The 13,002-nt window shown below is 53.0% G+C and carries 11 protein-coding genes; 9 read left to right on the forward strand and 2 right to left on the reverse strand.

The genetic code is table 11. The features are described 5' to 3' along the window. Window positions 1–123: 123 nt before the first annotated feature. Together BUB06_RS07865 and mutH are read right to left on the reverse strand one after the other, a co-directional pair. Window positions 124–840, reverse strand: coding sequence for a TerC family protein (locus tag BUB06_RS07865; protein ID WP_010299690.1), 717 nt, complete (start codon window positions 838–840; stop codon window positions 124–126). Between the two features lie 418 nt (window positions 841–1,258). Further along, the gene (gene mutH, locus BUB06_RS07875; RefSeq protein WP_039472211.1) at window positions 1,259–1,954 is read right to left on the reverse strand and encodes a DNA mismatch repair endonuclease MutH; all 696 of its coding nucleotides are present in this window, start codon (window positions 1,952–1,954) and stop codon (window positions 1,259–1,261) included. 696 nt (window positions 1,955–2,650) lie between these two features. Here mutH and rppH point away from each other — a divergent pair. From rppH to recC, 9 genes are all read left to right on the forward strand, one after another. After that, window positions 2,651–3,184, forward strand: a complete 534-nt coding sequence (gene rppH / locus BUB06_RS07880) for an RNA pyrophosphohydrolase (protein ID WP_010282870.1) — start codon at window positions 2,651–2,653, stop codon at window positions 3,182–3,184. Window positions 3,185–3,196: 12 nt separating this feature from the next. Then, on the forward strand, window positions 3,197–5,443 hold the full coding sequence (gene ptsP / locus BUB06_RS07885) for a phosphoenolpyruvate--protein phosphotransferase (protein WP_039472213.1): 2,247 nt from the start codon (window positions 3,197–3,199) through the stop codon (window positions 5,441–5,443). A gap of 226 nt (window positions 5,444–5,669) precedes the next feature. Further along, entirely contained in the window at window positions 5,670–6,536 is an 867-nt protein-coding gene (gene lgt, locus BUB06_RS07890; RefSeq protein ID WP_010299695.1) for a prolipoprotein diacylglyceryl transferase, read from the forward strand. A gap of 36 nt (window positions 6,537–6,572) precedes the next feature. After that, a complete protein-coding gene (gene thyA, locus BUB06_RS07895) occupies window positions 6,573–7,367 on the forward strand; it encodes a thymidylate synthase (RefSeq protein WP_010299697.1) in 795 nt (264 codons plus the stop codon). 180 nt (window positions 7,368–7,547) lie between these two features. Further along, the gene (locus tag BUB06_RS07900; protein WP_039472215.1) at window positions 7,548–8,051 is read left to right on the forward strand and encodes a prepilin peptidase-dependent protein; all 504 of its coding nucleotides are present in this window, start codon (window positions 7,548–7,550) and stop codon (window positions 8,049–8,051) included. Window positions 8,052–8,059: 8 nt separating this feature from the next. Continuing rightward, complete coding sequence (locus BUB06_RS07905; protein ID WP_051982099.1) at window positions 8,060–8,671, forward strand: prepilin peptidase-dependent protein; 612 nt, start codon at window positions 8,060–8,062, stop codon at window positions 8,669–8,671. Then, window positions 8,668–9,123 carry a YgdB family protein gene (locus tag BUB06_RS07910; protein ID WP_231051928.1) on the forward strand — a complete coding sequence of 152 codons (456 nt, stop codon included), beginning with the start codon at window positions 8,668–8,670 and terminating at the stop codon, window positions 9,121–9,123. Before BUB06_RS07905 ends, BUB06_RS07910 begins: the two co-directional genes overlap by 4 nt. After that, window positions 9,110–9,505, forward strand: a complete 396-nt coding sequence (locus tag BUB06_RS07915; protein WP_039472220.1) for a prepilin-type N-terminal cleavage/methylation domain-containing protein — start codon at window positions 9,110–9,112, stop codon at window positions 9,503–9,505. The genes BUB06_RS07910 and BUB06_RS07915 overlap by 14 nt, the downstream gene beginning before the upstream one ends. A 56-nt stretch (window positions 9,506–9,561) precedes the next feature. Beyond that, window positions 9,562–12,960, forward strand: a complete 3,399-nt coding sequence (gene recC / locus BUB06_RS07920) for an exodeoxyribonuclease V subunit gamma (RefSeq protein WP_039472222.1) — start codon at window positions 9,562–9,564, stop codon at window positions 12,958–12,960. Window positions 12,961–13,002: the final 42 nt, after the last annotated feature.

Raw genomic sequence — 13,002 nt, forward strand, 5'->3', positions numbered from 1 at the left:
TTGCGGGGGATAACGTAGGAATAATGGAAAAAATGTGTTTGGAGGGAGTTAATGTTGTGTAATCAGGCGGCGGGTCGCCGCCTGATTAGGACGCCTTTATCGTGAGCGCTTGTTATGCGGCGATCAGTGCGCTGCTTTTTCTTTTTTACTGCGCAGCAGGTTCAACGCCTCGACGGACATCGAGAAGAACATGGCGAAGTAGATGTAGCCTTTCGGTACGTGAACGTCGAAGCTTTCCAGAATCAGGGTGAACCCGACCAGAATCAGGAACGACAAGGCCAGCATTTTGACGGACGGATGACGTTCGACAAACTCGCCGATAGGGCGTGCAGAGAACATCATCACGAGAACGGCGATAATGACCGCTGCCATCATAATGAACAGATGGTCAGACAGGCCGACGGCGGTGATCACCGAATCCAGGCTGAAGATGATATCCAGCATCATGATCTGCACAATCGCGCCAAAGAAAGAGTACACCTTGGAAGTATGGTCTTCTGAACCGCCTTCGACGGTTTCGTGAATTTCCATACTCGACTTCCAGATCAGGAAGAGTCCCCCGAAGAACAGGATCAGATCGCGTGTGGAAATTTCATTGCCTGCGACGGTAAACAGCGGGTCGGTCAGACGCATGACCCAGGCAATAGAAGCGAGCAGTCCCAAACGCATTAACATCGCACCCATCAACCCGATACGGCGAGCTTTGTTTTGCTGGGCTTTAGGCAGTTTGGCGACAACCAGAGACAGGAAGATAATGTTATCGATCCCAAGAACGATTTCCAGAATAGTCAGCGTTCCCAATGCCAACCATGCGTTCGGATCAACAATCCAATCAAACATTATATCAATACACCCTAAACGAAACGTAAACGATATTATACTCTGCCAGCTCGGGGCGTAGGCAAGCGAAAGTGTGATGTCGTGAAAATATACTCGTCATACTTCAAGTTGCATGTGCGTTGGCTGCGCTCTGTCACCCGAATCACTTACTTGAGTAAGCTCATCGGGATTCCCTCACTTGCCGCCTTCCTGAAACTCGAATTATTTAGAGTATATAACTGTCATACTTCGCATTGCAGCCGTGTGCTGGCGTCCCTTTTGCTCTGGTTTTTTACTCTGGCTCGGCGTCAGGCTTTTCCCAGATCGACTCCCTTGTCGCACGATTGTTGCGTAATAGCGTGCGGCGTATAAGGCTAGTGTACGATGAAGTGGGGCGCCGATGAAGCATACTGCTAATAGAACATCGCGCTAATGAAACTCAGCTACTGAGCTGCATAAAGTGGCGAGCCAATAGCGGCGCGGTGAAGGTTTTTTTCAGGTAGAACCCGCGCGGTAAGGTCAGAATCGGTTGACCAAATTCGCCAATCGCCTCGGTTAATGCCCGGCTATTTGCCGCTTTGGGGCGCAGTTGCAGCACTTCTCCATGTCGGGCGGTGATACTTTCTACCCGGCCAAGCACGATCAGGTCCATCAACTCTTCCCAATCGCAGCGCAGCTGTTCCTCTTCCTCTTCATTGGGGCTCCAGATCAGCGGCGTGCCAATACGGCGTTCCCCTAGCTGAATGTGCCGCGAGCCTTCCACCGGAATCCACAGTACCCGAGCGAGCTTGTGTCGTACGTGGCTGCTTTCCCACGTTACGCCGCTGTTGCCTGTCAACGGTGCGACGCAGACGAACGTGGTTTCCAGCGGTTTACCCTGTTCATCAATAGGAATGGTTTTTAGCTCAACGCCAATGTCGGGGAAATCCTGCTCGGGCTTGCTGCCTGCGCTTGCGCCCAGAAAACGCTCCAGCAAGATACCAATCCAGCCTTTATCGCGTTTCAGGTTGGCAGGAAGGGGCAGGCGAGCGATGTCCGCTAATTCCGCGAGATTATAGCCCGCGAGGGATTGCGCGCGTTCCAGCAACGTGTGCTCATTTGGCGGCGCAGTCGTGTGAACCGTGGGTGAATTCATAGCGTATAGCCCGATGTTTTTCCGCTCAAAAAAAATACAATGCGTGGAGAATACCCATGCACAGCCTGGAAGACTGTGGAGAAAAACAATAATAGCATGATTCGTAGCGCTTTTTTTTAGTGTGATGGCGATCACTTAGAACCGTTTTGCAAACTGTGCACGTATAGCCACCGACAATAAACAGGATCTTACACTAGGTTATCCACAGATTTCTTGGATAACCCACATAAACATGAATTACTGGTTCGATTTACAGCCTTGACGCTTGGCCTTTTTGCTGTTTTTGCCTATTTATTGCCTGACTTTGAGGCATTCCCTGTGGATAAAATCGGCATAGTGCGATCTTTCGCCAATCTTGCGTTGTATGCCATTTGAACAAAAAAACAGGGTCTGTTTTTTCACGTAAAATGGTTTGTAATTTTATGAATAAAAAGCACTATTTTTTAATCCGCATTAATATTTTTTCTTCATGAGAAATGAGTTTTACTCACTTCTTCATGGGTTCTGCACAAAGATGTCCACAGAAAAAGTGAATAAATTGCGGATTCTGGTCTTCACATGTTTATAACTTTGATCTTATCTGTGGGTTATCTTACTTTTATTCGTATCACATGCTTTCTAAGCAGTGGTTTACCGCCTGACGGGAGTGTGAAACAATCAGGTTATCTTTGCATTGATGTTTATCGAGGTAGTCCGGTGATCGATGATGATGGCTACCGCCCAAACGTTGGTATTGTAATTTGTAATCGGCAGGGGCAGGTGATGTGGGCCCGGCGCTATGGTCAGCACTCCTGGCAGTTTCCGCAGGGGGGGATTAACCCCGGTGAAAGTGCTGAGCAGGCAATGTACCGCGAACTGTTTGAAGAAGTCGGGTTAAGAAAAAAGGATGTGCGCGTATTGGCATCTACCCGTAACTGGTTACGCTATAAATTACCAAAGCGTTTGGTGCGTTGGGATACAAAACCGGTCTGTATCGGCCAAAAGCAGAAATGGTTTTTGCTACAGTTGATGTGTAATGAGTCGGATATCAATATGCAGAGCAGCGGCACGCCGGAATTTGATGGCTGGCGCTGGGTGAGTTACTGGTATCCGGTACGTCAGGTCGTCTCTTTTAAGCGAGATGTGTATCGTCGCGTGATGAAGGAATTTATCAATCCGGTGATACTGCTTCAGGAGAGTGTTGCGGCTCGGGTGGTTACGCCATCCGGTCCTCGGCGAAAAAGAGGGTAATTCAGGCACATTATGCTCACGCGCTTGCGAGAAATTGTCGAAAACGTTGCGGCAACGGCCCGCCTTAGTGATGCGCTGGACATTCTGGTCAATGAGACCTGTCAGGCTATGGACACGGAAGTCTGTTCCATTTATCTGGCCGATCACGATCGTCAATGCTATTACCTGATGGCAACGCGCGGGTTGAAAAAGCCGCGCGGGCGCACGGTTACGCTGGCGTTTGGGCAAGGTATTGTCGGGTTGGTCGGTCAACGTGCTGAGCCCATCAATCTGGCCGATGCTCGCGCACACCCCAGTTTCAAATATATCCCCGCCGTGAAAGAGCAACATTTCCGCTCTTTTCTTGGCGTTCCCATTATCTACCGTCGCCACCTGCTGGGCGTACTGGTGGTGCAGCAGCGTGAACATCGTCAGTTTGATAAAAACGAAGAATCGTTCATGGTGACGCTGGCCACGCAGATGGCCGCTATTCTTTCCCTTTCGCAGATAAAAACGCTCTTCGGTCAATACCGTCAGACGCGCGTTAAGGCGCTGGTGGCTGCACCCGGTGTGGCGATTGCCCCTGGCTGGCAGGATTGTACCCAGCCTTCTCTGGAACAGGTTTTCCCCGCGTCGAGTCTGGACAGCGAGCGTGAGCGTTCCCGTTTAACGCAGGCGTTGGAAGAGGCCACGGCGGAATTCCGTCGCTTCAGCAAGCGGTTTAGCGCCAGCGCGCAGAAAGAGAGCGCGGCGATTTTCGATTTGTACTCGCACTTGCTGAATGATGCGCGGCTCAAGCGTGAGCTCTTTCAGGAAGTAGATGCAGGCAATGCCGCCGAGTGGGCTGTGAAGCTGGTAATCGAGCGCTTTGCCGCGCAGTTCACCAATTTGCAGGACACTTACTTACGCGAACGGGCGGGCGATCTGCGCGCGTTGGGGCAACGACTGTTGTTTCACCTCGACGATAACGCGCAAATCATGGGGCAATGGCCTGAGCGCTTTATCCTCGTCGCGGACGAATTAACGGCCACGCTGCTGGCGGAACTGCCGCCGGAGCGGTTGGCCGGTGTTGTCGTGTATGACGGCGCCGCCAATTCGCATGCGGCGATTCTCGTCCGGGCGATGGGCATTCCGACGCTGGTAGGCGCGGACATTCAGCCTGACATGCTGCATCAGCGCCTGCTGATCATTGACGGCTACCGCGGTGAGCTGCTGGTCGATCCTGAACCCGTGCTGGTACAGGAATACCAGCGCCTGCTGACGGAAGAAAACGAGCTGACCCGTCTGGCCGAAGGCGAAATGGAGCAGCCAGCCGTGCTGAAAAGCGGCGAGCGCATTCAGGTCATGCTGAATGCAGGGTTGAGCGCCGAGCACGAAAAACGCTTTATCAATCAGGTTGATGGCGTGGGTCTGTACCGCACGGAAATCCCATTTATGCTGCAAAGCGGCTTTCCGTCCGAAGATGAGCAGATGGCGCAATATCAAAGCATGTTGGCGCTTTACCCAACGCGCCCTGTGATGTTGCGCACGCTGGATATCGGCGCGGATAAGCCGCTGCCTTATCTGCCTATCAGCGAAGAGAACCCGTGTCTCGGCTGGCGCGGCATTCGTATTACGCTCGATCAGCCTGAAATTTTTCTGATTCAGGTGCGCGCCATGCTGCGTGCCAACGCGCATAGTGGCAATCTCAACATCCTATTGCCGATGATCAGCAGTCTGGATGAAATCAGTGAAGCGCGTCGCCTGATCGATCAGGCCGCAGGCGAAGTGGAGGAATTACTGGGCTTCCCGCAGCCCAAGCCGCGAATTGGGATCATGATTGAAGTCCCGTCGATGCTGTTCCTGCTCCCCCATCTGGCTTCTCGCATCGATTTTGTTTCGGTTGGCACCAACGATCTGACGCAGTATCTGCTGGCAGTAGATCGTAACAACGCTCACGTGGCATCGCTTTATGACAGCCTGCACCCTTCCATGTTGCACGCGCTGAATATGATCGCCGTCGAGTGCGAGCGGCATAACATTCCGCTTTCCGTGTGTGGTGAAATGGCGGGCGAAGCGCTCGGCGCATTGCTGCTGACGGGGCTGGGCTATCGCTCGCTCAGCATGAACGGACGTAGCGTGGCGCGAATTAAATATCTGCTGCGCCAAATTACGCTGGCTGAATCGCAGTCATTGGTGAAGCAATTGCTGAATGCACAGAGCGCGACGGAAGTCCGACAGTGGGCGGCGATTTTCATGGAAGAGCGTGGATTGGGCGGCTTGATTCGCGGCGGGCGCTAATTCGTCGCGGTGCGATAGTGGCGGATACATCAAGATGTCATTGCGAGTAAATGTTTAACAACGACTCAATGTTTTACAGAACTTTTCCCCTCAGCAAGCAACGAGCGCGGGTGCGTATGCTATGATTCGCCACCGCGGTTCGCAGGAACGGATTCATTCTCCTGCCTTTTGCCTATCAATGACGATCCCGAAAGCAGGGATAACACAATAAAATATGTGGTGAATGATGACGACAAGCTATCTGGCGTTTCCTCAGTTTGATCCAGTGATTTTCTCAATTGGCCCGCTGGCGCTGCACTGGTATGGGCTGATGTATCTGGTGGGTTTTGTATTTGCCATGTGGTTGGCGGTGCGTCGGGCGAATAAACCGGGTAGCGGTTGGACCAAAGATGAAGTCGAAAACCTGCTGTATATGGGGTTCCTTGGCGTCTTCGTCGGCGGGCGTCTGGGCTATGTCCTGTTTTATGCCTTCCCGTCATTTCTTGAAAACCCGCTCTACCTGTTCAAAGTCTGGGATGGCGGCATGTCGTTCCACGGCGGCTTAATGGGCGTGATTTGCGTCATGCTGTGGTTCGCTCATCGCACCAAACGCCATTTCTTCCAGGTTGCTGATTTTATTGCTCCTTTGATTCCTTTCGGGCTTGGCGCAGGCCGGTTGGGCAACTTCATCAACGGCGAACTGTGGGGACGCGTGACGACGGATACGCCGTGGGCGATGCTGTTTCCGGGTTCGCGTAGCGAAGATATGATGCTGGCCGTCAGCAATCCGCAGTGGCAGGCGATTTTCAATCAGTATGGCATGTTGCCGCGTCATCCTTCCCAGCTGTATCAAATGATGCTGGAAGGGGTGGCACTGTTTATCATTCTGAATCTCTTTATCCGTAAACCTCGGCCTATGGGCAGCGTTTCAGGGCTTTTCCTGATCGGTTACGGCACATTCCGAATTATTACCGAATTCTTTCGTCAGCCGGATGCACAGCTGGGGCTGTTCGGCGACCTGTTCAGCATGGGACAAATCCTGTCACTGCCGATGGTGATCGCCGGTATTCTGATGATGGTCTGGGCCTATCGCCGTCAGCCTGCACAGCAATAATCCGCTGTCCTTCTTTAATTTTTGTGGTGAGGTAGTATGAAACAGTATCTGGATCTGATGAAGAAAGTGCTTGAAGAAGGCACGCCGAAAGCCGACCGCACTGGCACGGGCACGCGTTCTATTTTCGGCCATCAGATGCGTTTCAACTTGCAGGACGGGTTTCCGCTGGTTACCACCAAAAAATGCCACCTGCGTTCGATTATCCATGAACTGCTCTGGTTCCTGAACGGCGATACCAATGTTGCTTATCTGCATGAAAACAAAGTCAGTATTTGGGACGAATGGGCAGATGAGAACGGCAATTTGGGGCCGGTTTACGGTAAGCAGTGGCGTTCATGGGGAGCCGCAGACGGTCGTGAGATCGATCAGTTGAAGAATGTCCTGACCCAGTTGAGACAGGATCCAGATTCTCGCCGTATTATCGTGTCAGCCTGGAACGTGGGTGAGCTGGACAAAATGGCGCTGGCACCGTGCCATGCGTTTTTCCAGTTCTACGTAGCGGATGGCAAACTCTCTTGCCAGCTTTATCAGCGTTCGTGCGATATCTTCCTCGGCCTGCCGTTCAACATCGCCAGCTATGCGCTACTGGTGCATATGGTGGCGCAGCAGTGCGATCTCGACGTTGGTGATTTTGTTTGGACCGGCGGTGACACGCATCTGTACAACAACCATCTGGAACAGACGAATTTACAGTTGAGCCGTGAACCGCGCGCGCTGCCTAAACTGGTGATTAAGCGCCGCCCGGATACGCTGTTCGACTACCGCTTCGAGGACTTTGAAATTGAGGGATACGATCCGCATCCCGCCATCAAAGCACCGGTTGCGATCTAAGCTTTTCCCATGTTTTTCAGGGCCGCGTAACGCGGCCTTTTTTATTATTTCCCCTGTATTTTCCCCATCTCCCCGCACGCTTTTTCTGTTGTTACATCGTTGCAGTAAAACATTGCGAGCCTCCGCGTATAACGTCGTTAACACGCTGTTTTTGCTGATAAGACTCATTATCCTGACGCCATGAAAACAGGGAATCGACAACGGCGAGGGTTTACCTTGCTTGAATTACTCGTGGTGCTGACGATTGTGGCGCTGATGGCGGGCGGCGGCCTACATGGCTGGATTCAGTATCAGCAGGCAATTCGTTTGGAGCAGAGTGCCCAGCAACTGCTGGACTTTTTGAGTCGGGTTCAGGCGAATGCCTACTGGCATAACGAAACCCGCACAGCGAAGCTCATACCGCAGGGAGAATTATGGTGCATGGTGGCAGGGCAGAATGAAAAGCAGACAGAGGATACGTGCCGTGATAACCATCCGGGGCAGTTCGTTCGCCGCACGCAGGATGTGGTGCTGGCAAAGTTCACAAGCAACGTTTTTACGTTCTTTGGCTTGCGTAACGCGGCACAGGCTGGGCACATTTCGCTGTCGAATTCTGCGGGTCAGCTACGCCTCATCATCTCGGTGAGAGGGCGCATGCGTCTGTGCAGCGAGTCGCAGGCTGTCCTGGCGATTCCCCTATGCTGAAACAGATCGTGTTGAAACGAACAAAATTGAGGCAACCAAGGTTGAGGAGTAAGCAGCGTGGCTTCACTCTGCCGGAAATCCTGTTAGCGCTGAGCTTGGGTAGCCTGATTATGCTGTCGGCGGCACAGTTGTACCCTATGTTGCGCAGTCAAAGTCAGGACAGCGCGCAGCTTTTCCGGCTGGAGCAGCTCTTCAGTCAGGTCGCCATGGGAATTGAGAAAGACATCCGTCGGGCAGGTTTTTGTGCGGGAACCTGTCAGGGAAAGGCGATCAGCCTGGGGAATTATCCAGGAGAGGCAGAAAACAGCTGTCTGAATGTCTCCTACGATCTTAACCGAAACGGGGCTTGGGATGGTGGGGAGCAGCAGGATGCGGAATCTTTTGGCTATCGTCTGCGCGGTCGGTCGTTGGAAATTCAGAGTGGAGCGCATAACTGTCAGGGCGACAGGTGGGAGAAGCTGTTTGATCCGCAGGAGGTGGTACTCACGGTGTTCCGGTTACAGCGTCTGTCTGCGAAAAACAATGCGACGTTGTATGAATTACAACTGGCCGGTTATTGGGCCAAACGTCCTGCCGTTCGGCAGCATATCACTCGCCTTATTCTTGGTCGTAACCAATGAAAAAAGGACATCAGGAGGGAAGTGGAACACTGGCTATGGTGCTGCTCATCGCCATTATCGGCCTACTGTTGATGTCCGGTTTGCAACGCCAGCTTGATGCTGCCATTCAGGTGGGTAACGATGAACGGCACTATCTGCGAGCGTTCAATCAGGCATTGTCCTCGCTGAATTGGGGAAGAGGGCAGCGTTGGAGCGCGCTAACGGAAAGTTGGCAGTGCCAGCGGCTGTCGGCAGAACAGCTCGTAGTGTGCCTGCGTGCGGCCTCGGATGGGGATCAAGGATTACTGCGTGGCGAAGGAACTCTTCCTGCTTCAGCGCGACCGTTGACGTTGTACCAACGGGTATCCTTTTCGGGACTGTCGTCGAACCAGATTACGATTCAACCATTGGGCAACGGCTGGCTGGATTTCTGTCCTGATAAGGATGTGACACGCTGTGATGCAACGGAGTAGCGCAATGAACAACAGGCTCAGGAGTCGTCAATCTGGTTTCAGCCTGCCGGAGACGCTGGTGGCGGCACTGCTGTTCGCCGTATCGCTGATGGGGCTACTGCAATATCACCAGATTTTGCAGCAGTCATTTCAGCATCAGTTGCAGCAGCGTCAGGCCTGGCGGTTTGCTATGCAACAGTTGGAGGCCTATGAAGCGGATATGCCGTATCACCCGTCCGATCTGGATAATATTGCGTCTCTTGCGAGTAAAAATTGGCAGTTTAGTGTGTCGGAGCAGCGACAGAATGGAGAATGCCGTCAGGTAACGGCAAGAGTCATGACGCCACGTCGCTATCAGGCTACACTAAACCGTTGGTTTTGCCTGTCATCGCCTGTTGGGTAGGCATACTTGGGTAAACTATGAATTATCAATCGTAAGCAGCGGTAGCAGGAGCCAGAATGTTTAGAATCTATCACTCCAATCAGTTAGATATCTTGAAAAGACTGATGGTTGAGCTGATAAAACGTCAGCCGCTTGCGGATCCCTTCCAGCAGGAAGTGATTTTGGTGCAAAGCCCGGGGATGGCGCAGTGGCTGCAAATTGAACTGGCTGGGCACTTCGGTATTGCTGCCAATATTCAATTCCCGCTGCCGGGTGTTTTTTTGTGGAATATGTGTCGCCATGTGCTGCCGGATATTCCAAAAGAAAGCGCTTTCAGCAAGGATGCGATGACGTGGAAGCTCATGCATTTGCTGCCCGATTTGTTGGCACAGCCTGATTTTGCGGCCCTTAACCACTATTTGCAGGATGACGATAACCAGCGCAAGCTGCATCAGCTTGCCGGACGCGTAGCGGATCTTTTCGATCAATATCTGATTTATCGTCCCGAGTGGATTAAGGCATGGCAAGAAGGGAAACAGGTTGACGATCTCGGTGGCAACCAGCTGTGGCAATCGGCACTGTGGCGTGCGCTGGTTGGCTACACTCGCGAACTGGCGCAGCCCGAATGGCACCATGCGATTCTGTATCAACGTTTTATTACTGCGTTAGAGCAGGCAAAATCGTGCCCGAAAGGCCTGCCGCCACGCGTTTTTATCTGCGGTATTTCGGCGTTACCCCCTATCTATTTACAGGCGTTGAACGCGCTGGCACAGCATATTGATGTGCACCTGCTATTTACCAATCCCTGTCGCCATTACTGGAGTGACATTCAGGATTATAAATTTCTGGCTAAGCTAAAAGCCCGCCACCGTCGCCTACATCGCTTTGACGGCGAGCAGACTGATGAAACCCGTCCGCTCTTTCGCGATCCCTCACAGGCAGAAACGTTGTTCAACGATGACGGTAAACAGTCGATTAATAATCCTCTGCTGGCATCGTGGGGAAAGCTGGGGCGCGATAACCTTTATCTACTGGCTGAATTGGATAGCGTGCAGGAAATCGACGCCTTTGTTGAGTCGGATGGTGAAAATTTGCTGCAAACCTTGCAGCGCGACATTCTTGAGCTGGAAGACCACGCGGTGGTGGCCGTCAGCCACGAAACGCAGAACACCAGCATGCAAAAACGCCTGCTGGCACTCGACGATCGTTCGATTGATTTTCACGCCTGCCATAGCCCGCAGCGTGAGGTTGAAGTGCTTCACGATCGGCTGCTGGCCATGATGGCCGACGATCCTGAGCTGATGCCGCGCGACGTCATTGTGATGATGGCGGATATCGACAGCTATACGCCGTTTATTCAGGCGGTGTTTGGTAATGCGCCGGATAACCGCTATCTGCCTTTTGCCATCTCCGATCAGCGTGCGCGACATGCGCATCCCGCATTGCAGGCGGTAATCAGCCTGCTGGATTTACCGACAAGCCGTTTTACGGCAGAACAGGTTCTGGCATTGCTTGAAGTGCCCGCGCTGGCTGCGCGTTTCGGTATTCAGGAAGAAGGGCTACGTCGTCTGCGCCTGTGGGTTGTGGAATCGGGTGTGCGTTGGGGATTGGATGACGACAACGTGCGTGATCTGATGCTGCCGCCAACGGGGCAACATACGTGGCGTTTCGGTCTGACGAGAATGCTGCTGGGCTATGCGATGGACAGCCAGGTCGGCGACTGGCAGGGCGTATTGCCTTACGATGAGTCCAGCGGCCTGATTGCTGAACTGGCCGGTCAACTGGCCGAACTGCTGATGCAGATCCACCACTGGCGTCAGCGCCTGTCTCAGCCGCGCGTGCTTGTCGACTGGCTACCGATATGTCGAGAGCTGATCGAAACCTTCTTTGATGCTGACAGCGAGACCGAAGCGGCGCTGGCATTGGTGGAAAAACAGTGGCAGTACGTGATTGGTATGGGAACGATGGCGCATTATCCGCAACAGGTGCCAATCTCCCGGTTACGTGATGAACTGTCGCGGCGTCTCGATCAGGAGCGGCTCAGCCAGCGTTTCCTTGCTGGCTCGATCAACTTTTGTACGCTGATGCCGATGCGTTCTATCCCGTTCAAGGTCGTGTGTTTGCTGGGTATGAATGACGGCGTTTATCCTCGAACGCTGCCGCCACTCGGGTTCGATCTGATGGGGCGGAAAATCAAGCGCGGCGATCGTAGCCGACGTGATGATGACCGCTATCTGTTTCTTGAGGCGCTCCTGTCGGCGCAGCACAAACTCTATATCAGCTATATCGGGCGCTCGATCCAGGATAATACGCGTCGCTATCCTTCCGTATTGGTCAGCGAACTGACGGAATATATTGCACAAAGTTACGTCCTGCCGGGTGATGAAGCGCTGGATATCGATAGCAGCGCGGAGCGCGTGGTAAAACACCTTTGTCGCGAACATAGCCGGATGCCTTTTGATGCGAATAACTTCCTGTCTTCACCTCAGCCGTTGAGCTTTGCGGCAGAGTGGCTGGCGGCGGCGAACCAAAAAGGGGAAGCTCAGCCTGATTTCGATCGTGAAGCGCTGTCCGAAAGAGCGAGTGATAGGGATGTCAGTCTGGACGATCTGAAGCGTTTTTATCGTCATCCTGTGCGAGCCTTTTTTCAACTGCGGCTTGGCGTGAGTTTTATGCTGCACAGCGATGAGCTGTTGGATGAAGAGCCCTTTGTAGTTGATAGCCTTAACCGCTATCAGTTGAATAGCGAATTGCTTAATACCTTGATTAATGAAGGCGATACGGAAAAATTGTATCGCCGTGCCAGAGCCGCGGGTGAACTGCCCTATGGCGCGTTCGGCGAAATTTACTGGCAGGAACAGCAGCAGGAGATGGCGCAGTTGGCTGCGCGTGTACGCGATGAATTAACGCCTTCGCTGTCGGTGAGTCGGGAAGTGGATATCCTCCTTGACGGCGTGCGCGTTAGTGGCTGGCTGAATCAGGTGCAGCCGGATGGTTTGCTGCGCTGGCGTCCGGGCACGCTTTCTATGAAGGATGGCATTACGCTGTGGTTGGAACATCTGGCCTACTGCGCAACGGGCGGACAGGGTGAAAGCCGACTGTATGGGCGGGAAGACACGGCGTGGTGCTTTGCTGCCTTGTCGGAAGCACAGGCCAGAGAACATCTGGCTGTCATGCTGGATGGATATCGTCAGGGAATGAGCAAGCCGCTGTTATTGCTAAATAAAGCAGGGAGCGCCTGGCTGGCTGAATGTTATGATCGTGAAAGTGATAGCCTGCGGGCGGATGAGGACGCGCAGAACAAAGCGCGCACCCGGTTACTGCAAGCCTGGCAGGGCAACATGGGAATGCGGGGTGAAGGTGAGGATTATTACCTGCAACGCATTATTCGTGAGTTGGATGAAAAGCGAATGAATGAGGTGATTGAAGCGGCGCAAATCTGGCTACTGCCACCGTTCCGCTTTAATCTGGCTTGATGGGCTTGTTTTGGATGATGCCCGAATAGATTTCGAGGTGCG

Origin of the sequence: Pectobacterium carotovorum, assembly GCF_900129615.1 — a bacterium.
GTDB classification, from domain to species: Bacteria; Pseudomonadota; Gammaproteobacteria; order Enterobacterales; family Enterobacteriaceae; genus Pectobacterium; species Pectobacterium carotovorum.

Bases quoted from the DNA above. Each gene is read 5' to 3' on its own strand.
- ptsP (WP_039472213.1), top strand. From the start codon at position 3,197: ATGCTCACGCGCTTGCGAGAAATTGTCGAAAACGTTGCGGCAACGGCC.
- BUB06_RS07865 (WP_010299690.1), bottom strand. From the start codon at position 840: ATGTTTGATTGGATTGTTGATCCGAACGCATGGTTGGCATTGGGAACG.
- BUB06_RS07915 (WP_039472220.1), top strand. From the start codon at position 9,110: ATGCAACGGAGTAGCGCAATGAACAACAGGCTCAGGAGTCGTCAATCT.
- BUB06_RS07900 (WP_039472215.1), top strand. From the start codon at position 7,548: ATGAAAACAGGGAATCGACAACGGCGAGGGTTTACCTTGCTTGAATTA.
- lgt (WP_010299695.1), top strand. From the start codon at position 5,670: ATGACGACAAGCTATCTGGCGTTTCCTCAGTTTGATCCAGTGATTTTC.
- recC (WP_039472222.1), top strand. From the start codon at position 9,562: ATGTTTAGAATCTATCACTCCAATCAGTTAGATATCTTGAAAAGACTG.
- thyA (WP_010299697.1), top strand. From the start codon at position 6,573: ATGAAACAGTATCTGGATCTGATGAAGAAAGTGCTTGAAGAAGGCACG.
- mutH (WP_039472211.1), bottom strand. From the start codon at position 1,954: ATGAATTCACCCACGGTTCACACGACTGCGCCGCCAAATGAGCACACG.
- BUB06_RS07910 (WP_231051928.1), top strand. From the start codon at position 8,668: ATGAAAAAAGGACATCAGGAGGGAAGTGGAACACTGGCTATGGTGCTG.